Origin of the sequence: Leisingera sp. S132 (genome assembly GCF_025144465.1) — a bacterium.
Classification (GTDB): Bacteria; Pseudomonadota; Alphaproteobacteria; order Rhodobacterales; family Rhodobacteraceae; genus Leisingera.
The window spans coordinates 3209269-3232775 of sequence record NZ_CP083553.1 but is presented as its reverse complement, the minus strand read 5'-3'; the positions used below and the strand labels follow the sequence as shown (position 1 = coordinate 3232775).

The window sequence follows — 23507 nt, the reverse complement described above, 5'->3', positions numbered from 1 at the left end:
GCTTTGAAACTGATTGCGATAGTTGCTGTGTTGCTAATCACGAGCGCAGCCACTTTCGTTGCTGGTTGGTATTCTGGCCAAGCAGCGCAGTTTCAAGTGAGCCTGGAAATAGATGCGACCGGTGACGCTGCCGGTCGTATTGCAGCCTACGAAAGTGGTTGGGACGCTTTTGAGGTTGCTTCGGCAATTTGCGAAACTCACTCCGAAATGAGTGGCTTCCATCACACATACGCAATTACCGGCTCCGGACAGCATTTCATGTTCACATGCCGTGATAGTGGAAAGGATACCTGATGAACCAGGAAATCACCAACAACCCGTTCAACCCGCTGACGCCGCCGAAGGTCTTTGACGAAATCAAAGTCTCGCTGGCCAGCCCGGAACGGATCCTGTCGTGGTCCTATGGCGAGATCAAAAAGCCCGAGACCATCAACTACCGGACCTTCAAGCCGGAGCGCGACGGCCTGTTCTGCGCCCGCATCTTTGGCCCGATCAAAGATTACGAATGCCTCTGCGGCAAATATAAGCGGATGAAGTACCGCGGCGTCGTTTGTGAAAAATGCGGCGTCGAAGTCACCCTGCAGAAAGTGCGCCGCGAGCGCATGGGCCACATCGAACTGGCGGCACCTGTCGCGCACATCTGGTTCCTGAAGTCGCTGCCCAGCCGCATCGGCCTGATGCTGGACATGACCCTGCGCGACCTGGAACGGGTTCTGTACTTTGAAAACTACGTCGTCATCGAGCCGGGCCTGACCGACCTCTCCTATGGTCAGATGATGACCGAAGAAGAGTTCATGGACGCCCAGGATGCCTATGGCATGGACGCCTTCACCGCCAACATCGGCGCTGAGGCAATCCGTGACATGCTGGCTCAGATCGACCTGGAATCGGAAGCCGAAACGCTGCGCGCCGAACTGGCCGAGGCGACCGGCGAACTGAAGCCCAAGAAGATCATCAAGCGCCTGAAAGTCGTGGAGTCCTTCCTGGAATCGGGCAACCGTCCGGAATGGATGATCATGACCGTGATCCCGGTCATTCCGCCGGAACTGCGCCCGCTGGTTCCGCTGGACGGCGGCCGTTTTGCGACCTCCGACCTCAATGACCTGTACCGCCGCGTGATCAACCGGAACAACCGCCTGAAGCGGCTGATCGAACTGCGCGCGCCGGACATCATCGTCCGCAACGAAAAGCGGATGCTGCAGGAATCGGTGGACGCGCTGTTCGACAACGGCCGCCGCGGCCGCGTCATCACCGGCGCCAACAAGCGTCCGCTGAAGTCGCTGTCCGACATGCTGAAAGGCAAGCAGGGCCGCTTCCGCCAGAACCTTCTGGGTAAGCGCGTCGACTTCTCCGGCCGTTCGGTGATTGTGACCGGTCCGGAACTGAAGCTGCACCAGTGCGGCCTGCCCAAGAAGATGGCGCTGGAGCTGTTCAAGCCCTTCATCTACTCGCGTCTGGAGGCCAAGGGCCTGTCCAGCACCGTGAAGCAGGCGAAGAAGCTGGTCGAAAAAGAGCGTCCCGAAGTGTGGGATATCCTCGATGAGGTGATCCGCGAGCACCCGGTGATGCTGAACCGCGCACCGACGCTGCACCGTCTGGGGATCCAGGCGTTCGAACCCACGCTGATCGAAGGCAAGGCCATCCAGCTGCACCCGCTGGTCTGCTCGGCGTTCAACGCGGACTTCGACGGCGACCAGATGGCTGTGCACGTCCCGCTGAGCCTTGAGGCCCAGCTGGAAGCGCGCGTCCTGATGATGTCGACCAACAACGTTCTGTCGCCCGCCAATGGCGCGCCGATCATCGTTCCCTCGCAGGATATGATCCTGGGTCTCTACTATGTGACCCTGGAGCGCGAAGGCATGCCGGGCGAAGGCAAGATCTTTGGCACCATCGACGAGGTTCAGCACGCGCTGGACGCCGGCGAAGTGCATCTGCACACCAAGATCACCGCGCGGATCACCCAGATCGACGAGGAAGGCAACGAGGTTCTCAAGCGTTTCGAGACCACCCCGGGCCGTGTCCGTCTGGGCGCGCTGCTGCCGAAGAACGCCAAGGCGCCGTTTGAACTGGTCAACCGCCTGCTGCGGAAGAAAGAGGTTCAGCAGGTCATCGACACCGTCTACCGCTACTGCGGCCAGAAGGAGTCGGTCATCTTCTGCGACCAGATCATGACCATGGGCTTCCGCGAAGCGTTCAAGGCCGGCATTTCGTTCGGCAAGGACGACATGGTGATCCCGGACACCAAGTGGACCATTGTCGACGAGACCCGCGATCAGGTGAAAGACTTTGAACAGCAGTACATGGACGGCCTGATCACCCAGGGCGAAAAGTACAACAAAGTTGTCGATGCCTGGTCGAAGTGTAACGACAAGGTCACCGAAGCGATGATGGGCACCATCTCCGCTGACAAGCGGGACGAGAACGGTGCCGTGATGGAGCCGAACTCGGTCTACATGATGGCCCACTCCGGTGCGCGTGGCTCGGTTACTCAGATGAAGCAGCTGGGCGGCATGCGCGGCCTGATGGCCAAGCCGAACGGCGACATCATCGAGACCCCGATCATCTCGAACTTTAAAGAAGGCCTGACCGTTCTGGAGTACTTCAACTCCACCCACGGTGCCCGTAAGGGTCTGTCGGATACCGCGCTTAAGACGGCGAACTCGGGTTACCTGACCCGCCGTCTGGTGGACGTGGCGCAGGACTGCATCGTTCGTGAGATCGACTGCGGCACCGAGCGTGCGATCACCGCAGAAGCGGCTGTGAACGACGGCGAGGTCGTGGCGTCTCTGGGCGAGCGCATCCTGGGCCGTGTGGCTGCGGATGACATCAAGAAGCCCGGCACCGAAGAGATCATCGTGGCCGCAGGCCAGCTGATCGACGAGCGCATGGCCGACGCAGTGGAAGAGGCCGGCGTGCAGTCGACCCGGATCCGCTCGCCGCTGACCTGTGAAAGCGAAGAAGGCGTCTGCGCCATGTGCTATGGCCGTGACCTGGCCCGCGGCACCCGCGTCAACACCGGCGAAGCCGTCGGCATCATCGCGGCGCAGTCGATCGGTGAACCCGGTACCCAGCTGACCATGCGGACCTTCCACATCGGCGGCGTTGCCCAGGGCGGCCAGCAGTCGTTCCTGGAAGCAAGCCAGGAAGGCAAGATCGTCTTCGAGATGCCGAACACCCTGGAGAACGCCAATGGCGAGACCCTGGTTGTCGGGCGCAACATGAAGCTGATCATCCAGGACGAGCACGGTGAAGAGCGCGCCAGCCACAAGCTGGGCTACGGCTCCAAGCTGTTCGTCAAGGAAGGCCAGACCGTTGCCCGCGGCGACAAGCTGTTCGAGTGGGACCCCTATACCCTGCCGATCATCGCCGAGAAGCCGGGTACCGCCAAGTATGTCGACCTGGTTTCGGGCCTGGCTGTCCGCGACGAGACCGACGAAGCCACCGGCATGACCCAGAAGATCGTGATCGACTGGCGTACGGCTCCGAAGGGCTCTGACCTGAAGCCGGAAATCATTCTGGTGGACAGCAACGGCGAGCCGGTGCGCAGCGATGCGGGCAACCCGCTGACCTACCCGATGTCCGTGGACGCCATCCTGTCGGTCGAAGACGGCCAGCAGATCATGGCCGGTGACGTTGTCGCGCGTATCCCGCGTGAAGGCGCCAAGACCAAGGACATTACCGGTGGTCTGCCGCGCGTTGCGGAACTGTTCGAAGCCCGCCGTCCGAAAGATCACGCAATCATCGCCGAAATTGATGGTTACGTGCGCTTTGGCCGCGACTACAAGAACAAGCGCCGTATCGCGATCGAGCCGTCGGACGAGTCGATGGAGGCCGTCGAATACATGGTGCCCAAGGGCAAGCACATTCCGGTTCAGGAAGGTGACTATGTCCAGAAGGGCGACTACATCATGGACGGCAACCCGGCGCCGCATGACATCCTGTCCATCATGGGTGTCGAGGCTCTGGCGAACTACATGATCGACGAGGTCCAGGACGTCTACCGCCTGCAGGGTGTGAAGATCAACGACAAGCACATCGAGGTGATCGTCCGCCAGATGCTGCAGAAGTGGGAGATCTCCGACTCTGGCGATACCACGCTGCTGAAAGGCGAACACGTGGACAAGCAGGAGTTCGACGCCGCCAACGAGAAGGCCCTTGCCCGCGGCAAGCGCCCCGCTCAGGGCGAACCGATCCTGCTGGGTATCACCAAGGCGTCCTTGCAGACCCGCTCCTTCATCTCGGCGGCCTCCTTCCAGGAGACCACCCGGGTTCTCACCGAGGCCTCGGTGCAGGGCAAGAAGGACAAGCTGGTCGGCCTCAAGGAGAACGTCATCGTGGGCCGCCTGATCCCGGCCGGCACCGGCGGCGCCACCCAGCGGGTGCGCCAGATCGCCCAGGGCCGCGACAACGTGGTGCTGGAAGCCCGCCGCGAAGAAGCCGAAGCCGCTGCAGCCCTGGCTGCGCCGGTGATCGACGAGGACGTGATGGACGCAGGTCTCGACACCCTGGTCGATACCCCGGAAAGCCGCGACTAAGACCGGCGGTCTGATACAGAAACAGGGAAGCCCCCGCATGGCGACATGCGGGGGCTTTTCCGTTCCTGCGTCCGGGTCTATCAGTTGCGGGGCAGGGAGGAGGCAGGGATGGATATGTTCATGGCAGGGCGGCGATGACCCCGAACCAGACAGGCGCGCTGCTGATGACCGGGGCGATGGCGGCCTATACGTTCAATGATGCGCTGGTCAAGCTGATCGGCGGCGCGCTGCCGCTGGCGCAGATCCTGACCATCCGCGGCATCGCTGCCAGTTTCCTGATCTATCTGCTGGCCCGCCGCATGGGCGGGCTGCACCTGCGGCTGCCGCCGCGCGCCTGGGGCATGATCGCCCTGCGCTGCGCAGGCGAGGTCTCGGCCACCTATCTGTTCCTGACCGCGCTGATGCGCATGCCGATTGCCAATGTGACCGCGGTTTTGCAGGTGCTGCCGCTGGCGGTGACGCTGAGCGCGGCGCTGTTCCTGCGCGAGCCGCTGGGCTGGCGGCGGATGGCGGCGATTGCCGCAGGTTTTTGCGGCATGCTGCTGATCGTGCGGCCGGGGCCGGAGGGGTTCAGCGAGGGCGCGCTTTATGCGCTGGCCTCGGTCGCCTGCATCACCGCCCGCGACCTGGTCACCCGGCGGATGCCGCCGGAGGTGCCGTCGATGACCGTGACGCTGGCGTCGTCGCTGTCGGTGCTGGGGTTCGGCATTGCCCTGTCCACCGCGGTTCCGTGGCAGCCGGTGACGGGAATGGATCTGCTGATCCTGACCGGCGCGGCGCTGTTCATCTTTGCGGGTTACCTGTGTTCGGTGATGACCATGCGGGTGGGCGAGATCGCGGTGATCGCGCCCTTGCGCTACAGCGGGCTCTTGTGGGCGCTGCTGCTGGGCTGGCTGGTGTTCGGCGAATGGCCGGACCTGCTGACGCTGGCGGGCGCGGCGGTGGTTGCCGGAGCCGGGATCTTCACCTTTTACCGGGAGCGGCAGATCAGCCGCAGGATCCGCTCAGCTGGGGTGTGAAGACCGCGCGCACATGGGCGGCCTTGATGCCGAACATGGTTTCGAACTCCCGCTCCTGTTTCGGGGTCAGCGGTTCCAGTGCCTCGGCGCCTGCATTGCGCTGGCGGGAGTCGTTATAGGTGTTGTGGCTGCGCACCCACATCGGCACATCGGTGATGGTGACAGACGGCATGTGGTGGTGAATGCGGTGGTGGCCGAAGTTCATGATGGTCTGGCGCACGCCGCCGCCTGCATACATCCCCAGCGCCGCGGTGAAATAGGACCGCACCGCCGGTTCAGAGGCCGTGATCCCTTCGGCGCCGAACTCGGCGATGTAGCCCCGGTTGAAGTCGATGGCGGCGGTGGGGGTCTTTTCCAGCAGCCCGGCGCAATCGGCCGCGGTTTCCCGCAGCCGCTGGACAAATTCGGCCGCCACCGCGTCGTCGTCATCGGCGCGGAACTGCAGGCAGGGCTGGTCCGGGTTGCGGCGGGCGGCGTTCAGGATCTCTTTCATCACCTGCCGGTGGCGGCGCGGCGGCTCTGCCACGATCCGCACCTGCGGCATATCCGCGGTCAGATCGTGCAGGCGGTCGCGGTGCTGCCGGGGCAGGCTGTCGCCGGTCACGATGATCAGGTCGAAATCGGCGTCGGTCTGCGCCCGCAGCGAGGGCAGGGCGACGGTCTCGAACAGCCGGAAGCGTTCCTCCATCCGGTCCTCGGCGTAGAGATAGGCAATCCGCTCCGCCACGGTGTCATGCTCAACCTGAAACCCGCCAAGCGCCGGGTAGGAAAACCGGCACAGCCCGATGACCTGCATATCGAAAATCCGTGTATTGCCAATGCCTGCACCGGCAACTATGGCGGGTGGCGCGCAGGCTGGCAACCGTTGTGCAAGGCGCGCCTGCCATTGATACGGGCGCGCTGCGCCCGGCTGCTGTTGACAACCCCCGCGACTCCCCATATACGCGCGCCTATCCGGCACCCGGAGTGTATTCTTCGTCAGCCGAATTCAAAATTGCAGTGGCTCAAGGTCCGGGCACTTTTACCACCCGGATCCTCTGTAAACACACCGCGTCGTCTCACCTCGGAATGGGAGCGATTGCGGTTTTTGCGCTTGTGGACGCACAGGTGCAGCGAAATCACCCGCACGCGCCGGCGTGCATGACAAGTTGCTAAACGGGGAATACCTGAATGCCAACGATCCAGCAGCTGATCCGCAAGCCGCGTCAGCCGAAGCGTAAAGTTTCGAAGTCCCAGCACCTCGAGCAGTGCCCGCAGAAGCGCGGCGTCTGCACCCGCGTGTACACCACCACTCCGAAGAAACCGAACTCCGCTATGCGGAAAGTTGCGAAGGTCCGCCTGACCAACGGTTTCGAAGTGATCTCCTACATCCCCGGTGAAAGCCACAACCTTCAGGAACACTCCGTGGTTCTGATCCGCGGCGGCCGTGTAAAAGACCTTCCGGGTGTCCGTTACCACATCCTGCGCGGTGTTCTGGATACCCAGGGCGTCAAAGACCGTAAGCAGCGCCGCTCGAAGTACGGCGCGAAGCGTCCTAAGTAAGAAGGAGAGGCTGATATGTCACGTCGTCACGCCGCTGAAAAACGCGAAGTTCTGCCCGACGCCAAGTTCGGCGACCGCGTTCTGACCAAATTCATGAACAACCTGATGATCGACGGCAAGAAGTCGGTCGCAGAGCGTATCGTTTACAACGCATTCGACCGCGTCGAAGGCAAGATCAAGCGCGCTCCGGTTGAAGTCTTCCACGAAGCTCTGGACAACATCAAACCGTCCGTCGAGGTCCGCTCCCGCCGTGTTGGCGGTGCAACCTACCAGGTTCCGGTTGAAGTCCGCCCCGAGCGCCGCGAAGCGCTGGCCATCCGCTGGCTGATCGCTGCCGCCCGCAACCGCAACGAAAACACCATGGAAGAGCGCCTCGCAGGCGAGCTGCTGGACGCCGTCCAGTCCCGTGGCACCGCGGTCAAGAAGCGCGAAGACACCCACAAGATGGCCGAGGCGAACAAAGCCTTCAGCCACTACCGCTGGTAAGCCGGAGGACATAGACCTATGGCACGCGAATATCCCCTCGACCTGTACCGTAACTTCGGTATCATGGCGCACATCGATGCGGGCAAGACCACCTGCTCCGAGCGCATCCTGTATTACACCGGCAAATCCCACAACATCGGTGAGGTGCACGACGGTGCAGCCACCATGGACTGGATGGAGCAGGAGCAGGAACGCGGCATCACCATCACCTCGGCTGCGACCACCACCTTCTGGGAACGCACCGAGGACGGTCAGACCGCTGACACCCCGAAGCACCGCCTGAACATCATCGACACCCCCGGCCACGTTGACTTCACCATCGAAGTCGAGCGTTCGCTGGCGGTTCTCGACGGTGCCGTCTGCGTTCTCGACGCAAACGCCGGTGTTGAGCCCCAGACCGAAACCGTGTGGCGTCAGGCTGACCGCTACAAGGTTCCGCGCATGGTGTTCGTCAACAAGATGGACAAGATCGGCGCCGACTTCTTCAACTGCGTCCGCATGATCGAAGACCGCACCGGCGCCCGCGCGGTTCCGGTTGGTATCCCGATCGGCGCAGAGAACGAGCTGGAAGGCCTGATCGACCTGGTCACCATGAAAGAGTGGCTGTGGCAGGGTGAAGACCTGGGCGCCTCCTGGGTCCACGCCGAGATCCGCGACGAGCTCAAGGACATGGCCGAAGAGTGGCGCGGCAAGATGATCGAGGCCGCCGTCGAAGAAGACGACGACGCCATGGAAGCCTACCTGGAAGGCGAAGAGCCCGACGTGCCGACCCTGCGCGCTCTGCTGCGCAAGGGCACCCTGGCGCTGCACTTCGTGCCGGTTCTGGGCGGTTCCGCGTTCAAGAACAAAGGTGTGCAGCCGCTGCTGAACGCCGTGATCGACTATCTGCCCAGCCCGCTGGACGTTGTCGACTACATGGGCTTCAAGCCGGGCGACGAGAACGAAGAGCGTAACATCGCCCGCCGCGCGGACGACGATATGGCCTTTGCGGGCCTGGCGTTCAAAATCATGAACGACCCGTTCGTCGGCTCCCTGACCTTCACCCGGATCTACTCCGGCGTGATGAACAAGGGCGACACCCTGCTGAACTCGACCAAAGGCAAGAAAGAGCGCGTTGGCCGGATGATGATGATGCACTCGAACAACCGTGAGGAAATCACGGAAGCGTTCGCAGGCGACATCATCGCGCTGGCAGGCCTGAAGGACACCACCACCGGTGACACCCTCTGCGCCGTCAACGACCCGGTCGTTCTGGAAACCATGACCTTCCCCGATCCGGTGATCGAGATCGCGGTTGAGCCGAAAACCAAGGCCGACCAGGAGAAGATGTCCCAGGGCCTGCAGCGTCTGGCTGCCGAGGACCCGTCCTTCCGCGTCGAAACCGACATCGAGTCGGGCCAGACCATCATGAAGGGCATGGGCGAACTTCACCTGGACATCCTGGTGGACCGCCTCAAGCGCGAGTTCAAGGTTGAGGCGAACATCGGTGCGCCGCAGGTGGCCTACCGCGAGACCATCTCCAAAGAGGTCGAGCATTCCTACACCCACAAGAAACAGTCGGGTGGTTCGGGCCAGTTCGCCGAGGTGAAACTGATCATCTCCCCGACAGAGCCGGGCGAAGGCTACTCCTTCGAATCCCGTATCGTCGGCGGTGCGGTTCCGAAGGAATACATCCCGGGTGTTGAAAAAGGCATCCAGTCGGTCATGGACTCCGGTCCGCTGGCAGGCTTCCCGGTGATCGACTTCAAGGTTGCCCTGATCGACGGTAAGTTCCACGACGTGGACTCCTCGGTTCTGGCCTTTGAAATCGCCGCCCGCATGGGCATGCGTGAAGGCATGCGCAAAGCTGGCGCGAAACTGCTCGAGCCGGTCATGAAGGTTGAGGTGATCACCCCGGAAGAATACACCGGCGGCATCATCGGCGACCTGACCTCCCGCCGCGGCCAGGTGTCCGGCCAGGAGAACCGCGGCAACGCCATCGCCATCGACGCCTTCGTGCCGCTGGCCAACATGTTCGGCTACATCAACACCCTGCGTTCGATGAGCTCGGGCCGCGCCCAGTTCACCATGCAGTTCGATCACTACGATCCGGTGCCGCAGAACATCTCGGAAGAGATCCAGGCGAAATACGCGTAAGCGTCAGTAAATACGGGGGCTCGCAAACTGTGCGGGCCTCCCTCGAAACAAAAGGAGGCCATCATGGCTAAGGAAAAGTTTGAACGCAATAAACCGCACGTCAACATCGGCACCATCGGCCACGTTGACCACGGCAAGACCACTCTGACCGCGGCTATCACCAAATATTTCGGTGACTTCAAAGCCTACGACCAGATCGACGGCGCACCGGAAGAAAAAGCCCGCGGCATCACCATCTCGACCGCGCACGTCGAGTATGAGACCGAAGCGCGCCACTACGCGCACGTCGACTGCCCCGGCCACGCCGACTACGTGAAGAACATGATCACCGGCGCGGCGCAGATGGACGGCGCGATCCTGGTTGTGAACGCTGCTGACGGCCCGATGCCGCAGACCCGCGAGCACATCCTGCTGGGCCGCCAGGTCGGCATCCCGAAGATGGTCGTGTTCATGAACAAGGTTGACCAGGTCGACGACGAAGAGCTGCTGGAGCTGGTGGAAATGGAAATCCGCGAGCTGCTGTCCTCCTACGACTACCCGGGCGACGATATCCCGATCATCGCAGGCTCCGCGCTGGCGGCGATGGAAGGCCGCGACGACGCGATCGGCTCCGAGAAAATCAAAGAGCTGATGGCGGCTGTCGACGAGTATATCGACACCCCGGCGCGTGCGGTTGACCAGCCGTTCCTGATGCCGATCGAAGACGTGTTCTCGATCTCCGGCCGCGGCACCGTTGTGACCGGCCGTGTGGAGCGTGGCGTGATCAACGTGGGCGACTCGATCGAGATCGTCGGCATCCGCGACACCCAGACCACCACCTGCACCGGCGTGGAAATGTTCCGCAAGCTGCTGGACCGCGGTGAAGCGGGCGACAACATCGGCGCGCTGCTGCGCGGCATCGACCGTGAAGGCGTTGAGCGCGGCCAGGTTCTGTGCGCGCCGAAATCGGTGAAGCCGCACACCAAGTTCGAAGCCGAGGCCTATATCCTGACCAAGGAAGAAGGCGGTCGCCACACCCCGTTCTTCGCGAACTACCGTCCGCAGTTCTACTTCCGCACCACCGACGTCACTGGCACCGTGACCCTGCCGGAAGGCACCGAGATGGTGATGCCGGGCGACAACCTGAAGTTCGGCGTTGAGCTGATCGCGCCGATCGCGATGGAAGACGGCCTGCGCTTCGCCATCCGCGAAGGCGGCCGCACCGTCGGCGCTGGCGTTGTGTCGAAGATCATCGAGTAATTCGCATCAGCGAATGTTCGAACGGAAAGGGCGCCCTTGCGGCGCCCTTTTTGTTTGAACGCGATGATCCCGAGACGCGCGCACTAAGACTGTGTCGAAAATCATTGAATAATGATTTTGAAACGGTGGGCGGCAGGCGGTTTTCGTTAGAAAACCGCTGAGAGCCCACACGGTTCTGATCTAAGAAAGGGCCTCCTCCGGGAGGCCCTTTTCTGTTGTGGCAGATAAGTTTCTTGGAAATAACTGTATTTGTCTTTTCCTTCATCGTGGAACGGTCTTTACTCACGACGCTGAACTCTATTGGGGAGCTTAGTTCTATTTGGGGTGTTGGGCATCAGGGTCGAAGCATCCAGCCAACTATGCTGATCTCTTCCAATTTTCATAAGTGGGTCCAATGGATACAAACGTTCAATCAATTGTTCTGACCATCCTCACTGCGGGAGGGGGCGGAGCAGTTGTCGCTTTCGCTGTTTTTAAAGCCCTTGCGGCAGGTTGGCTGGAAGCGCAGTTTTCAAAGCAGCTTGAAGCGTTCAGACACGATAAGGCGAAAGAGTTAGAGCATCTTCGAGCAGAAATTGATGGTGCGCTACGCGCTCGAATTCGTCTTCAAGAAAGGCAGTTCGAAGCGATGCTCAGTGTTTGGGAAGCATTAAAGAGTGCTCAAGAAAAGTTGCTTATTTCGATCTCTCCTCTTCAGCAGTATTCTGATCTGAGTAGAATGGATCAAGCGGCTAGAGAGGAGTATCTGCAGTCGTTTGATCTTCAAGTCTGGCAAATGAGGGAGATTTTGGCGTCGTCTGATGTTCAAAAGAGTTTCTCACGGATGGTGGATCGAAAGAGGTTTGCAGAAGCGGCCACAGCTTTCAGCGAGTTAGATCGAGTAACACGATCAAAAGAACTGTTCTTTGAAACAGATACTTTCGAGCTGGTTCGGTCGGTTTGCGACAAATTACATGGCTCACTCATTAGCAGAGAAATGGCGATTGATGAGCCTGCCGAGAGAAGTTTTCGCAGGGAAGCTTGGAACGAATACGATAAAGAGTGTGTGCCTTTAATAAAGAAGCTTGTTTCCGAATTTCGAGGGAAGATGGCCAACTGAACTAATAGTTTAGTTGGAAGGAGGAACTATCGCGTTCTGCAAGGCGGTCTTTGTATGCTGGGTGATCTACCTACCACTATTGTCCCTTAACCTCTCCTAACAATCCCCAAACGCACCGTTCTCCCCAAACGCAACGGTTTCGCGGCGAAACCCCTTGCCTCATCGGGTCATAGCGCGTATAGGGCGCGAGTTCGCCAAGTGCGAATTGGGGCGGGATGATTCCCGCCTTTTGGGTTCGATGAGGGGTTGCGGTGGTCGCAGGCCCTCCTCTCAACCCCAACGCCTGACTAAAAGGCTGTACGATGCAAAGCCAAAACATCCGTATCCGGCTGAAGGCATTTGACTATCGCGTGCTGGATGCGTCCACGCAAGAGATCGTCAACACTGCCAAGCGGACCGGCGCGCAAGTGCGCGGCCCGATCCCGATGCCGAACAAGATCGAGAAATTCACTGTTCTGCGTGGCCCCCACGTGGACAAGAAATCCCGCGACCAGTTCGAGATCCGCACCCACAAGCGCCTTCTCGACATCGTCGACCCGACCCCGCAGACCGTGGACGCGCTGATGAAGCTCGACCTGGCTGCCGGCGTTGACGTCGAAATCAAGCTGCAGTCGTAAGTTCGGAGGGTATAGATTATGCGTTCCGGAATTATCGCTAAGAAAGTGGGCATGACCCGCCTGTTCATGGAAGACGGCAAGCAGATCCCTGTGACCGTTCTGTCCCTGGACGGCCTGCAGGTCGTTGCTCAGCGCACCGAGGAAAAAGACGGCTACACCGCTGTTCAGCTGGGTGCTGGCTCCGCCAAGGCAAAGCGCACCTCGCAAGCCATGCGCGGCCACTTCGCAGCTGCCAAGGTCGAACCCAAGCGCAAGCTGGTCGAATTCCGCGTTCCCGCGGACGGCCTGATCGAAGTCGGCGCCGAGATCTCGGCCGAACACTTCCTGGCTGGCCAGAAAGTGGACGTGACCGGCACCTCGATCGGTAAAGGTTTCGCCGGTGCCATGAAACGGCACAACTTCGGCGGCCTGCGCGCCTCGCACGGTGTGTCGATCTCGCACCGTTCGCACGGTTCGACCGGTCAGTGTCAGGACCCGGGCAAGGTCTTCAAAGGCAAGAAAATGGCCGGCCACATGGGCGCAGCCCGCGTGACCACCCAGAACCTGGAAGTGGTGAAAACCGACGCCGAGCGCGGCCTGGTCTTCATCAAGGGCGCCGTACCGGGCCCGAAATCCGGCTGGGTTACCGTCAAGGACGCCGTGAAGAAGAAAGCTCCCGAGGGCCTGCCGTTCCCGGCCGCTCTGAAAACTGCGGAAGTTGCCGCGGAAGGTGGTGAAGCATGAAACTTGACGTGATCAAACTGGACGGCGGCAAAGCGGGCGACATCGAACTGTCCGAAGACCTGTTCGGCCTGGAGCCGCGTGCGGACATCCTGCACCGCGTGGTCCGCTGGCAGCGCAACAACGCGCAGGCCGGCACCCACAAGGTGAAGACCCGCTCGGAGACCTCCTATTCGACCAAGAAGATCTACCGCCAGAAGGGCACCGGCGGCGCACGCCACGGTGACCGCAACGCGCCGATCTTCCGCAAGGGTGGTATCTACAAGGGTCCGACCCCGCGTTCGCACGGCCACGAGCTGACCAAGAAGTTCCGCAAGCTGGGCCTGCGCCACGCGCTGTCCGCCAAAGCCAAAGCGGGCGAACTGGTCATCATCGAGGACGCTGCTTCCGAAGGCAAGACTGCCGCTCTGGCCAAGCAGGTGAAAAACCTGGGCTGGAAACGCGCGCTGATCATCGACGGCGCAGCGGTCAACGAAGGCTTCCTGCAAGCGTCGCGCAACATCGAAGGTCTGGACATCCTGCCGACCATCGGTGCCAACGTCTATGACATCCTGAAGCGTGACACCCTGGTGATCACCAAGGCGGGTGTCGAAGCACTGGAGGCTCGTCTGAAATGAGCGTGAAGGCAGAACACTACGACGTGATCCGCAAGCCGATCATCACCGAGAAATCCACCATGGCGTCTGAGAACGGCGCAGTGGTGTTCGAAGTGGCAATCGACTCCAACAAGCCGATGATCAAGGAAGCTGTCGAGGCTCTCTTTGGCGTCAAGGTGAAAGCGGTCAACACCACCGTCACCAAGGGTAAGGTCAAGCGTTTCCGCGGCCAGATGGGCAAGCGGAAAGACGTGAAAAAAGCCTATGTCACTCTGGAAGAAGGCAACACCATCGACGTGTCCACCGGACTCTGAGATTTGCCTCTCTGACAAATTGGAAGGCCCTCGCGCAAGCGGGGGCCTTTTTCGTTGGGGCCATCCTTGATGGGGCAAAGGGCGACTGGTGTGAGTGCGGGCATGGCGGGGTCCTTTTCGAAGGTCTCCGGTCCTGTATAGCCGCTGGCGGTTAAGATCCGGGAAGCGGGGCGTACGGTGGGGACGCAACGGGTGGCTTGGGCGGACCCAAATGACCGGCGAGCCAAGTTCCCAAAGCGCGGCAGAGGAGCCTGGACCCCGGCGCGGAATCAAGGCCGCAGGTCGCCGCGAGGAAGCCGCTGGGGTTGTTAGGGAAGCTGGCTCGCCGTCAAAGCCCTTGTGCATGCAAGAGCATTTTTTGACAGAGGTGGACAAGCATCTGAATTGTAGTGGATTTCAGTGGGATATCGTCATAGCTTCTGCCGGAAGGCACTAATGGCACAGGTGAATAAGCTTGAAAACATCCAACATCTCCGTTGAGGAATTCGAGGCAATCGCAGACCGCGAAGAAAGTCACTTTTTTGATCACAAGGCCAAGAAGATTGATGGACGTGGAATACAAAAGATTGCGGTTGCATTCGCGAATGCGGATGGCGGCGAGTTCGTTGTTGGTATCAAGGACAAGAGTGAAGCCGAAGATGCCATAGACCGGTGGGATGGGTTCTCCGAGATCGAGGCAATGAACTCCGGTCTGCAAGCAGTCTTTGACATCAAACCTGCTGTGAACGTGCGCTATGAGCTACTTACGTGTGACATTGCAGAGGGCTATCTACTACGACTCACGATAGAAAAATCCGCGGAAGTTCTTTCGACTTCTGATGGGCGGGTCGTGGTACGCCACGGAGCTCAATCCATCACCATTAAGGATCCAGGCAGAATCCAGGAACTTGCATTTTCGAAAGGGGCCACATCTTTTGAGGACAGCGTTCTGGCTGGCCTGCCGACAGAACTAATCACAGAGGCACCGGAGGTGGTCAAATTTCTTGGTGACTACTCGCCAAAGACTGACTCTTTGGAATTTATTATCAACCAAAATCTAGTCGACTACAAAACCTGGGAAGTTAGGGCCGCGGCGGCATTGCTCTTTCATCCTGTGCCTAGCGCTGTAATGCCACGTAAGTGCGCTGTGAAAATTTCCCGATACGAGACTAGAGAAGACGATCCTGAACGGGAACATCTCGCTGAGCAGATCACGCTTGAAGGACCGCTCTATGAGCTGATCAGCCAATCTGCAGGCGCGGTGACGGAGATGATGTCCAAAGTCAAGGTGTGGACAGCGGATGGGATTGGAACGCTCGAATACCCTCCCGAAGCAGTGTGGGAAACTGTCGCCAATGCGATTATTCACAGGGACTATTCGATCTCTGACGACGTCCAGATTTATATCTTTGATGACAGAATCGAGATTCATAGTCCTGGAAAGCTTCCTGGTTATGTGACCGTAGAAAACATTCTGGATGCTCGTTTTTCGCGTAATCCTAAGATTGTTCGAACACTAAACCGCTACAAAGAACCGCCAAACAAGGACCTCGGGGAAGGGCTCAACACAACTTTTCAGAAGATGAAAGAGTTCGGTCTAAAAAGCCCAGAAATTTTTGAGGAAGGGAACTACGTAGTGGTTCGCCTCCCACATGCCCCTCTGGCAACTCCAGGTGAGGCGATTATGACCTTTCTCGAAAGTCATGATCGGATAACCAATCGACAGGCAAGGGAAATTACAGGGATAAAATCTGAAAACCTTGTGAAGATCGAATTCTACAAGCTTCGGGATGCCGGAATGCTGGAGCAAATCCCTGAATTGAAAGGGCCTAAATCTGCTTGGCGGAAACCCTCCTAATAACTTTAGGATCTGATCTTCAGAAAGTTATCGTAGCCACCAAGCTTTTCAGGCCATATTCGCTCCTTGGAGCCTTCAGGCCCCGGATCACCTCCGGGGCCTCTGCATTTCTCAGGACTGTTTCCGCCTCAAGCCAGCCGCTCACCCCTCCCGCAGGTCCTCCGGCAGCAGCGCCTCCGGAATGTTCTGGTAGCACACCGGGCGCAGGAAGCGGCGGATGGACAATGTGCCCACCGACGTCGCGCCGAAGTTGGTGGAGGCCGGGTAGGGGCCGCCGTGGACCATGGTGTCGGAAACCTCAACCCCGGTGGGGAAGCCGTTGGCCAGCACCCGGCCCGCCTTGCGCTCCAGCACCGGCAGCAGGGCCTGGCCCTGGGCGGTGTCAGCCTGATCCAGATGCAGGGTGCAGGTCAGCTGGCCCTGCAGCGCGCGGGCGATTTCCAGCATCTCGGCGTCGCTCCCGGCAGTGATCACCAGACCCAGCGGGCCAAAGACCTCCTCGGCCAGGATCTCGTTCTCCAGCCAGGTGCGGGCCTCAGTCACATAGAGGTAGGGCGCGGCGGTGCGGGTGTTGCAGCTGGTGGTCAGCAGTTCGCGCACGCCCGCGGTGGCGGCGACGCGGCGCTGGCCGTCCTGGTAGGCGCTGGCGATGCCTTCGGTCAGCATGGTCTGGGGGGCGACCGCTGACAGGGAGGCGGTGGCGGTGTCGATGAAACGGTCGGCCTCGGCGCCGGCGCGCAGCACGGCGATGCCGGGGTTGGTGCAGAACTGGCCCGCGCCCATGGTCAGCGAGGCGGCCCAGCCGGTGGCGATTTCCGCGCCGCGATTGGCGAGCGCGGCGGCGAGGATGAACATCGGGTTCACGGACCCGAGTTCACCGAAGAAGGGGATCGGCTCGGGCCGGGCGGCGCAGAGGTCAAAGAGGGCGCGGCCGCCTGCGAGGGAGCCGGTGAAGCCCACCGCCTTGATCAGCGGGTGCTGCACCAGCGCCGCGCCGACCGCGCGGCTGCCGCCCTGGATCAGGCTGAAGACGCCGGGGTGGATGTTGCATCTGGTGATCGCGGCAAGCACGGCTTCGGCGACGATCTCGCCGGTGCCGGGGTGGGCGCTGTGGCCCTTGACCACCACCGGGCAGCCCGCCGCCAGTGCCGCGGCGGTGTCGCCGCCGGCGGTGGAGAAGGCGAGCGGGAAGTTGGAAGCGCCGAAGACCGCGACAGGCCCCAGCGGGCGCTGCATCATCCGCAGGTCGGGGCGGGGCAGGGGGCCGCGGTCCGGCAGCGCGGCGTCATAGCGGCGGTCGAGGTAGTCACCCTTCAGGATATGTTCGGCAAAGGTGCGCAGCTGGCCCGTGGTGCGCCCGCGTTCGCCCTGCAGGCGGGCCTCGGGCAGACCGGTTTCCTGGGTGCCGATGGCGGTGATGTCTTCCGCGCGGGCCTCAATCTCATCGGCGATGGCGTTGAGGAATGCGGCGCGGTCGGCCCGGCTGGTGTTGCCGTAGCTGGCAAAGGCGTCCTCTGCCGCCGTGACCGCGGCGCTGACGTCGCTGATGCGGCCAACCGAGAAATCGTGGCTGGGGCCGCTGGCGGGGGCGGAGGCGAAGCGGGTGTCGCCGGGCACCCAGGCGCCAGCAATCAGGTGGTTTCCGTGCGGTGTGAACATGGGTGGGCCTCTGTCTGATGCTGCCGGGCAGCGGGTAAATATTTATACAGGATAATGGATACAAAATACGGATTGTGCAAGATGCAGGCCGGAGAAAACCGGGCAGACCGGGTGTCAAAAGCCGGGAAAGGGCGGGTTAGCTGTCGGCAGTGGCGCGGTGTTCTGCGACCAGCGACAGCAGTTCCTCCTTGGTGCGGGAGATGTGATGGGTCAGCGCGGCGCAGGCGCCCTCCACATCGCGGGCCTGGGCCAGGTCCAGGAGGTCGCGGTGCTCCTTCTTGGCGGGCTCGCGCTGCTGCATCACGCTGAGGTGCATCCGGATGAAGCGGTCAGAGTGCAGGCTGATGCCCTGCAGCACCTCGTTAGTGAGCTTGCGGTCCGCCGCGGCATAGAGTGCTGAGTGGTACTTGTGATTGAGTGCGCCCCATTTGGCCACGTCGTTGGCGTCATAAGACGCGTCCATGTCATCGAGGATCCGGGTGCAGCGGGTGAAATCCTGTGCCGTCATCGCCGGGATCGCCCGGCGGAACAGGTCCACCTCCAGCAGGATGCGCAAGTCAAAGATCTCGGCAATCTCGCGCAGCGAATGCTTGGTGACAGAGGCGCCGCGGTTGTTGGTGAATTGCACCAGGCCCTCGGCGTCCAGCCGTTTCAGCGCCTCGCGGATCGGCATGCGGGAGACGGCGTATTCTTCTGCCAGCGCTTCCTGCCGGATGGTTTCGCCCTCTGCCAGTTCACCGCTCAGGATGCGTTCGCGCAGGTCGTTGGCAATCACTTCCGGGAGGGAGCTGCGGGTAACGGCGCGTTTGCCTGCCATGGGGGCCTCGTGAAATCAGTTGATCGTATTTTGGATACGCTAGAGGGTCCGTCCCGTTTCTTCAAGCAATTGGCCCGGTTTTGCACCGGGAATGGCCGCTGCGGCCCCGCAGCCGGTTTTTGTATCCAAAAACCGGACCGTCAGGCGCCCCAGGTGTCGCTGAGGCGGTAGCCGCCGGGCCAGGGGTCGTCCGGGTCCAGCATGTGCTGGTGGATGCCGGTGATCCAGCCGCGGCCGCTGAGTTCCGGAATGATCGCCGCGCGCCCGCCGACGGTGGTCTGTTCCACGATCCGTCCGGCAAAGCGGGAGCCGATGATGGATACGGCCTCAAAGGCCTGGTCCGGCGTCATCTGCCCTTTGGCCAGCATCAGCGCCATGCGGGCAGAGACCGCGGTGCCGGTGGGGGAACGGTCCACCTTGCCCGGCTGGATAGCGACAGCGGAGCGGCTGCTGAGGCCGGTCTCCGTCTGTTCCAGCGGGCCGCAGAAGGCGCAGAAGGAGATGTGGTTCCAGTCCGGGTTCTCCGGGTGACTGAAGCCGAGCTGCGTGTTGGCGGCCTCTAGAATGCGGGTGCCGAGCTGGGCGATCTGTTTGGCGTTTGCCTCTGTGATTTCCAGCCCCAGATCGGCGGCCTGAACCACCACGAAACTGTCGCCGCCATAGGCGGTGTCCACTGTCAGGGTGCCGATGCCCGGCAGCTCCAGCGACGCGCCAATCTCTCCGGCGAAGCTGGGCACGTTCTGCACGAAGATCCGTTCTGTCTTGCCGTTCCTGCATTCGGCGCGCACCCGCACCAGACCGCCGGGGGCCTCCAGTACCAGATGGGTTTCCGGCTCCTGCATCGGCAGGATGCCCCCGTCCAGCAGAACGGTGGAGACGCAGATCGAATTGGAGCCGGACATCGGCGGGGTGTATTCCGGCTCCATGATGATGAAGCCCATGTCGGCCTCCGGGTGCTTGGGCGGCACCAGGAGGTTCACATGGCGGAACACGCCGCCGCGGGGTTCGTTCAGGACGAAGTTGCGCAGGGTCTGGTCGCGGTCGATGAAGGAGCGCTGCTCCCACAGGGTGTCTCCGGGTGGTGGGGCGACGCCGCCGACAATGACATCGCCCACCTCACCCTCTGCATGGGCAGAGATCACATGGATGGTTTTGCTGCTGCGCATCCGCAGGCCTCCTCAGGAATAGCGGGCAACCGGTTCACCCAGGGCCTCGAAGATCGGGGTCACTCCCAGGCCGGGTTCATCGGGGGCGGTCATCCGCCCGTTCACACGCTTGGGCGCGCCGCGGGCAATGTCAACGGTGCCATAGCTGTTGAAGTCGGTGGCGGAGAAGGTGAACTCCTCCGGGGTGGAGCGGGCCAGATGGGCAATGGCGGCGGTGGTGATGTCGCCGCCCCAGGTGTCCTCTATGGTCATCGGAATGCCATGCGCCACGCAGAGATCGCGCATCAGCCTTGCTTTGCTCAGGCCGCCGACCTTGGAGATTTTGAGGTTGATCACGTCCATTGCGTCCTCGGCAATGCCGCGCACCAGCGTGTTGGGGGTGTCGATCACCTCGTCCATCACAAAGGGCAGCGCGGTGCGGCGGCGGATTGAGACGCATTCCTCGTAGGTCAGGCAGGGCTGCTCCACATAGACGTCGAGGCCCGCGATGGCGCCCACCACCCGCGCCGCCTCGTGCCTGGTCCAGCCGGTGTTGGCGTCGGCCACCAGCAGGTCGGATTTCTTCAGCACGGCACGGGTGGCATGGATGCGGTCGATGTCGTCGTTGGCTTCGCCGCCGACCTTCAGCTGGAACTTGGTGTAGCCCTCGGCGGCGTAGCCTTCGATCTTGCGGGCCATGGTGTCCGGGTCCTCCTGGCTGATGGCGCGGTAGAGCACCACATCGTCCTGCGCGGCGCCGCCCAGCAGAGTGTAAACCGGCTGGCCGGTGGCCTTGCCCAAGATATCCCAGCAGGCAATGTCGACCGGCGCCTTGGCATAGGGGTGGCCGCGCAGGGCGGCGTCCATGGTGCGGTTGATCCGGGTCAGGTTCAGCGGGTCCTGCCCGATCAGATGCGGCGCCAGTTCGGCCAGCCCGGCGCGCACGCCGCGCGCGAAGGAGGGCAGATAGGCGGAGCCCAGCGGGCAGCACTCGGCATAGCCCGTCAGCCCTTCGTCGGTGCTGATTTCCAGAACGGTGCTGTCAAAGACGTCGACATAATTGCCGTTCGACCAGCTGTAGCGGCCTTCCTTCAGCGGCAGATCGACCTGGTAGACGGTGAGCTGGGTGATCTTCATGGCGCGGCTCCTTTCAATTGCGGGTCAGCGGCGGATCAGAATCTTGTGGCGGCATAGGGCTGCATCGGCAGCGCGGCGGGGGTGTTTGCGGCCAGTGCGGCTGCCAGCTCGGCGGTGCCGGCGGCCTGGGTCAGGCCCAGATGGCCGTGGCCGAAGGCATAGATCACGCCCTCCGCGCGGGCGGAGCGGCTGATCACCGGCAGGCTGTCGGGCATCGAGGGGCGGAAGCCCATCCACTGGGTGCCGCCCGAGGTGTCGAGGTCCGGCAGGAATTGCTTGGCCTTCTGCAGCAGGATATCCGCGCGGCGGTAGTTCGGCGGCAGTTTCAGCCCGCCCAGCTCCACCGCACCGCCGACCCGCACGCCGCCGCTGATCCTTGTGACGACAAAGCCGTGCGCCGGGAAGGTCAGATGGGTTTTCAGGCCAAAGGCGCCGGGGGGCAGGGTGGTGTTGTAGCCGCGCTCGGTTTCCAGCGGAATATGTTCCCCCAGGGTGCGGGCGAGGTGGTGAGACCAGGCCCCGCAAGCGACCACGATCTGCGCGGCTGGGACCGGGCCGTCCTTGGTCTGGGCTAGGGTCTTTCCGCCCTCGCTGCGCAAGGCGGTCACCGCAGCGGTGTCTATGCGGCCGCCCCGGGCGAGGAAGGCCTGCGCCAGATGCTCCGCCCAGGTCTTGGGGTTCACCGTGTTCATCCAGTCGGGGGTGAAGGCGGCATGGGTGAAGCGCGGGGCCAGGCCCGGTTGAACTTCGGCAATTGCCGCGGGGCTGCGCAGCAGGTCGAAGCGGATGCCGTGTTCGCGGCGCAGCTCCCAATCGGGCAGGGCAGCGCGGAAGGCACTCTCACCCTCGTAAAGCTGCAATTGCCCCTCGCGCTGCATTAGCGGCTCGCCCTCCACATCGGCAATCTGGCGTTCCAGCGCGGCGCGGGAATGCGCCATCAGCAGTACCTGCGTCTGCAGCGCGGCCTGATAGCGGCTGCGCCAGCTGGCGCGCCAGAAGCGCAGCATCCAGGGCGCGATCTGCAGCGCATAGGCGGGCGGCACCGACAGCGGCCCCAGCGGGTCCAGCAGCCACTTCGGCGCCTTGCGCATGATGCCGGGCGTGGCCAGCGGCACGATGTCGGTAAAGGCAAAGGCGCCGGCGCTGGCCGCCGAAGCCTCTGCCGCGACGCCTTTGCGGTCGAGGATCCGCACGCGGCGGCCCTGTTTCTGCAGTTCCAGCGCGGCGCTGAGGCCGATGATGCCGGCGCCGATGACGAGGATATCGTCTGTGTCTTTCGCGGTCATGTCAGGTCCTGTCACAGTCCGACCAGCAGTGAGGGCAGCCAGGTGGCCAGCTCCGGCACCAAGAGGAGCGCCACCAGCACCAGGCCTTGTGCGGCCACAAAGGGCAGCACGCCGCGGTACATGTGGCCGTAGGTCATGTCCTTGGGCGCGATCGAGCGCAGGTAGAAGATCGAGGGTGCCATCGGCGGGGTCAAGTAGGAGGTCTGGATCACCACCAGCACCAGCATTGCGAACCATACCGGATCAATCCCGGCGCTGCGCACCAGCGGCGCAAAGATCGGCACGAAGATCAGCACGATCGACACCCAGTCCAGCACGAAGCCCGCAAAGAACACCACCAGCAGCAGGAAGGTTATGAGGCCGGCGTTGCCGTAGCCGATCACCTCCACCGTGTCGCGCACCAGCCCGCCGCCACCGGTGACAGCAAAGATCGAGGTGAACATGGTGCCGCCCGCCACGATCAGCATGATCATCGCGGTGATGCGCAGGGTGACACCCAAGGCCTCGCGCAGCATGGTGAAGGTGAGCTCGCGGAACATCAGCGTCAGCACCAACGTGCCGGCGGCACCCACGGCGGCGGCTTCGGTTGCTGACGCAGCGCCCGCCAGCAGCGAGCCCAGCACCATGGCAATCAGCAAGAGCGGCGGCACCAGCGCGGTGACGGTGATTTTCAGCTTCTGCCCCATCGGCATGGCGCGGCCTTCAGGAGGCAGCACGGGGGCGTCCTCAGGGCGGCGCAGGCTGCGCAGCAGCACGTAGCCGGTGAAGAACGCCACCATCAGCACGCCAGGCAGGATCGAGGCGGCAAACAGCTGGCCGATCGACAGCTGCGCGATGGAGGCATAGACCACCACAATGACCGAGGGCGGGATGATGGTCCCGAGCGAGCCGCCGGCGCAGATGGTGCCGGCAATCAGGTCGTTCTTGTAGCCCGCCGCGCGCATGGCGGGGATCGCCATCAGCCCCACGACGATCTCCACCGCGCCCACCACGCCAGAGGCGGCGGCGAAGATCGCGCACATGGCGATGGTCGACAGTGCCAGCCCGCCGGGCAGGCCGCCCAGCCAGATCTGCAGCGCATAAAACAGCCGCTTGGCGATGCCGGAGCGTTCCAGCACCGCACCCATGAAGATGAACAGCGGGATCGCTGCCAGCACGAAATTCGAGGCGGTGTGCAACAGCGGGCCGTAGAGCTGCAAAAACAGCATGTCGCCAAAGACCGCATAACCAAAGGCAACGGCCACGATCATCATCGAAAACGCCACCGGAATGCCGGCAAAGACCAGCGCGAAAAGCGCCGCAAACATCAGAAGGGGGATCATA

The 23507-nt window shown here is 62.0% G+C and carries 20 protein-coding genes; 13 read left to right on the top strand and 7 right to left on the bottom strand.

Going from position 1 to position 23507, the window contains the following annotated elements:
• The first annotated feature begins 3 nt into the window (after nucleotides 1–3).
• From K3725_RS15900 to K3725_RS15890, 3 genes are all read left to right on the top strand, one after another.
• Nucleotides 4–294 carry a hypothetical protein gene (locus K3725_RS15900; RefSeq protein WP_260016256.1) on the top strand — a complete coding sequence of 97 codons (291 nt, stop codon included), beginning with the start codon at nucleotides 4–6 and terminating at the stop codon, nucleotides 292–294.
• The gene (gene rpoC, locus K3725_RS15895; protein WP_260016255.1) at nucleotides 294–4535 is read left to right on the top strand and encodes a DNA-directed RNA polymerase subunit beta'; all 4242 of its coding nucleotides are present in this window, start codon (nucleotides 294–296) and stop codon (nucleotides 4533–4535) included. Before K3725_RS15900 ends, rpoC begins: the two co-directional genes overlap by 1 nt.
• 134 nt (nucleotides 4536–4669) lie before the next feature.
• The gene (locus K3725_RS15890; protein ID WP_260016254.1) at nucleotides 4670–5554 is read left to right on the top strand and encodes a DMT family transporter; all 885 of its coding nucleotides are present in this window, start codon (nucleotides 4670–4672) and stop codon (nucleotides 5552–5554) included.
• Here K3725_RS15890 and K3725_RS15885 read toward each other — a convergent pair.
• Complete coding sequence (locus K3725_RS15885; RefSeq protein WP_260016253.1) at nucleotides 5523–6350, bottom strand: putative rhamnosyl transferase; 828 nt, start codon at nucleotides 6348–6350, stop codon at nucleotides 5523–5525. The two genes, K3725_RS15890 and K3725_RS15885, sit on opposite strands and share 32 nt — an antisense overlap.
• A gap of 374 nt (nucleotides 6351–6724) precedes the next feature.
• Here K3725_RS15885 and rpsL point away from each other — a divergent pair, with 374 nt between their 5' ends.
• From rpsL to K3725_RS15835, 10 genes are all read left to right on the top strand, one after another.
• Nucleotides 6725–7096, top strand: a complete 372-nt coding sequence (rpsL, locus tag K3725_RS15880; protein ID WP_008204009.1) for a 30S ribosomal protein S12 — start codon at nucleotides 6725–6727, stop codon at nucleotides 7094–7096.
• Nucleotides 7097–7111: 15 nt separating this feature from the next.
• Nucleotides 7112–7582, top strand: a complete 471-nt coding sequence (rpsG, locus tag K3725_RS15875) for a 30S ribosomal protein S7 (RefSeq protein WP_019298618.1) — start codon at nucleotides 7112–7114, stop codon at nucleotides 7580–7582.
• Between the two features lie 18 nt (nucleotides 7583–7600).
• Nucleotides 7601–9718, top strand: coding sequence for an elongation factor G (gene fusA, locus K3725_RS15870; RefSeq protein ID WP_260016252.1), 2118 nt, complete (start codon nucleotides 7601–7603; stop codon nucleotides 9716–9718).
• A gap of 63 nt (nucleotides 9719–9781) precedes the next feature.
• Nucleotides 9782–10957, top strand: a complete 1176-nt coding sequence (tuf, locus tag K3725_RS15865; RefSeq protein WP_260016251.1) for an elongation factor Tu — start codon at nucleotides 9782–9784, stop codon at nucleotides 10955–10957.
• A 394-nt stretch (nucleotides 10958–11351) separates the two neighbouring features.
• On the top strand, nucleotides 11352–12056 hold the full coding sequence (locus tag K3725_RS15860; RefSeq protein WP_260016250.1) for a hypothetical protein: 705 nt from the start codon (nucleotides 11352–11354) through the stop codon (nucleotides 12054–12056).
• A 302-nt stretch (nucleotides 12057–12358) separates the two neighbouring features.
• Complete coding sequence (gene rpsJ, locus K3725_RS15855) at nucleotides 12359–12673, top strand: 30S ribosomal protein S10 (protein ID WP_019298501.1); 315 nt, start codon at nucleotides 12359–12361, stop codon at nucleotides 12671–12673.
• An 18-nt stretch (nucleotides 12674–12691) separates the two neighbouring features.
• Complete coding sequence (gene rplC / locus K3725_RS15850; RefSeq protein WP_260016249.1) at nucleotides 12692–13396, top strand: 50S ribosomal protein L3; 705 nt, start codon at nucleotides 12692–12694, stop codon at nucleotides 13394–13396.
• Nucleotides 13393–14010 carry a 50S ribosomal protein L4 gene (gene rplD / locus K3725_RS15845; RefSeq protein ID WP_019298499.1) on the top strand — a complete coding sequence of 206 codons (618 nt, stop codon included), beginning with the start codon at nucleotides 13393–13395 and terminating at the stop codon, nucleotides 14008–14010. The genes rplC and rplD overlap by 4 nt, the downstream gene beginning before the upstream one ends.
• Entirely contained in the window at nucleotides 14007–14303 is a 297-nt protein-coding gene (locus K3725_RS15840) for a 50S ribosomal protein L23 (protein ID WP_039188990.1), read from the top strand. Before rplD ends, K3725_RS15840 begins: the two co-directional genes overlap by 4 nt.
• 454 nt (nucleotides 14304–14757) lie before the next feature.
• On the top strand, nucleotides 14758–16140 hold the full coding sequence (locus tag K3725_RS15835; protein WP_260016248.1) for an ATP-binding protein: 1383 nt from the start codon (nucleotides 14758–14760) through the stop codon (nucleotides 16138–16140).
• Between the two features lie 141 nt (nucleotides 16141–16281).
• On the opposite strand, the gene K3725_RS15830 is transcribed toward K3725_RS15835, so the two are convergent.
• The 6 genes from K3725_RS15830 to K3725_RS15805 all read right to left on the bottom strand — a co-directional run bounded on the left by K3725_RS15830 (nucleotide 16282) and on the right by K3725_RS15805 (nucleotide 23506).
• Complete coding sequence (locus tag K3725_RS15830) at nucleotides 16282–17799, bottom strand: aldehyde dehydrogenase (NADP(+)) (RefSeq protein ID WP_260016247.1); 1518 nt, start codon at nucleotides 17797–17799, stop codon at nucleotides 16282–16284.
• Between the two features lie 136 nt (nucleotides 17800–17935).
• Nucleotides 17936–18616, bottom strand: coding sequence for a GntR family transcriptional regulator (locus K3725_RS15825; RefSeq protein WP_260016246.1), 681 nt, complete (start codon nucleotides 18614–18616; stop codon nucleotides 17936–17938).
• Between the two features lie 140 nt (nucleotides 18617–18756).
• A complete protein-coding gene (locus tag K3725_RS15820; RefSeq protein WP_260016245.1) occupies nucleotides 18757–19782 on the bottom strand; it encodes a trans-3-hydroxy-L-proline dehydratase in 1026 nt (341 codons plus the stop codon).
• Between the two features lie 12 nt (nucleotides 19783–19794).
• Nucleotides 19795–20898, bottom strand: coding sequence for a cis-3-hydroxy-L-proline dehydratase (locus K3725_RS15815; RefSeq protein ID WP_260016244.1), 1104 nt, complete (start codon nucleotides 20896–20898; stop codon nucleotides 19795–19797).
• Nucleotides 20899–20933: 35 nt separating this feature from the next.
• Nucleotides 20934–22184 (bottom strand): FAD-binding oxidoreductase, encoded by a 1251-nt coding sequence (locus tag K3725_RS15810; RefSeq protein ID WP_260016243.1) that lies wholly within the window; start codon nucleotides 22182–22184, stop codon nucleotides 20934–20936.
• 11 nt (nucleotides 22185–22195) lie between these two features.
• Nucleotides 22196–23506 (bottom strand): TRAP transporter large permease subunit, encoded by a 1311-nt coding sequence (locus K3725_RS15805; protein WP_260016242.1) that lies wholly within the window; start codon nucleotides 23504–23506, stop codon nucleotides 22196–22198.
• Nucleotide 23507: the final 1 nt, after the last annotated feature.